Source organism: Hyella patelloides LEGE 07179 (assembly GCF_900659865.1).
GTDB classification, from domain to species: domain Bacteria; phylum Cyanobacteriota; class Cyanobacteriia; order Cyanobacteriales; family Xenococcaceae; genus Hyella; species Hyella patelloides.
Genome location: NZ_LR214317.1, coordinates 1 through 1,288 on the forward strand (window position 1 = coordinate 1; position 1,288 = coordinate 1,288).

Genomic DNA, 1,288 nt, shown 5'->3' on the forward strand with positions numbered 1-1,288 from the left:
GATTCAATAATTGAATTATATTTTTATTTTTCGCGCATAAATGCAGGAGGCTTTTAACCAAACTTCGGGCTTTACTTATTACTTAATGACGAGTTACTTATTACAGAGAGCCCGAAGGGCGCGGTAATTTGTGGTATGTGATCTCTACTGCATCTCTCGCCATCTGAGATACATTTTTTCGCTCACTTTCTCCTAATAATCCTCCTACATAGTGCCTGAACTCCCTTGTCTTGGTGCGCGACGGCGAAGCCGAGTCCTTTAGGGCGTTCCGACAGCACGAGGAAACGCTACTCTGGTTCGCACCGCTTTTTGAGCTTTGGTTCTTACTGACATTCCGCAGATAATTTTCTCAAGGAAATAATTAAATGAATTTGCTTGAATATAGCCTTTTATAGCAATCGCCAATCTTCAAAAACACCAAATAATATATTAGTTCTTATTCTGTTTCTAAAATCGCTGTATTCTCTATCTCTTAAAGTGTGTAGACTAAATTGCTCAAAAAATCACGAAGAAATTAAATTTTTCTGCGGAATGTGAGTTCTTAATAAATCATCAAACTTTTTACACCATCTATTCTTTGCAAGGGGGCATGGCTGCGGGAGTAGTTTCTTTCCTAAAGCGCGATCGCTAAAAACAGTAACGTAAAAACTATTCATAATAAGCACTATATCTTATTTTGAGTTTTAGAATTGTTTAAGTCCCGCTAATGCACTGGGAGAAAGATAGTTGCGTCTTCTAAACCTTCCCAAAAAATGACTCAAACTCTCTTCATCATAAGGTTCAATAGAAAATAACCAAGATTGAGCTTCATTAGTTTCGCTCATGAATATTCCCTTGCGATCTCTTCTAAAACAGATTTTTCTACTTTTTTGGGCGTTGCTGATTTAAGTAATGTCACCCAAAATAATACGGTTCGTAGCTATAAGCTTTCTTGCTATAAGCTATAAGCTTTGAAATTATTTTGAATAACAGTATAGATTAGTAAAAACTTGTCTCAGCATTATGCATTCACCAACGCCCTTTTTTGTAACCTCTAGATAATGATGCGATCGCTGCTTCCCGTAAAATCTCATCAAGCCTACCGATATAACCTTCCGTAGATTCGTTATTCACCTCAGTATTTGCTTTTCGCAGTCTTTTAGCATTAGCCTTAGCTTCATCTATAGAACCCATTTGGGTTCTTCACAAAAAAGTATAATGGAGAGAAAATGCCATATACCAGCAGTCTGACTGATAAGGAATGGGAAATCATTAAACCTCTGTTACCAAAGAGAAAAAGAACTAAACC

The 1,288-nt window shown here is 36.9% G+C and carries 1 protein-coding gene and 1 pseudogene; both read right to left on the reverse strand.

The features are described from left to right. Positions 1-683 precede the first annotated feature (683 nt). On the reverse strand, positions 684-824 hold the full coding sequence (locus H1P_RS37015) for a hypothetical protein (protein WP_186376304.1): 141 nt from the start codon (positions 822-824) through the stop codon (positions 684-686). Between the two features lie 184 nt (positions 825-1,008). Continuing rightward, positions 1,009-1,104, reverse strand: a pseudogene (locus H1P_RS40075) (TniB family NTP-binding protein); the annotation flags it as partial. Between the last annotated feature and the right edge of the window lie 184 nt (positions 1,105-1,288).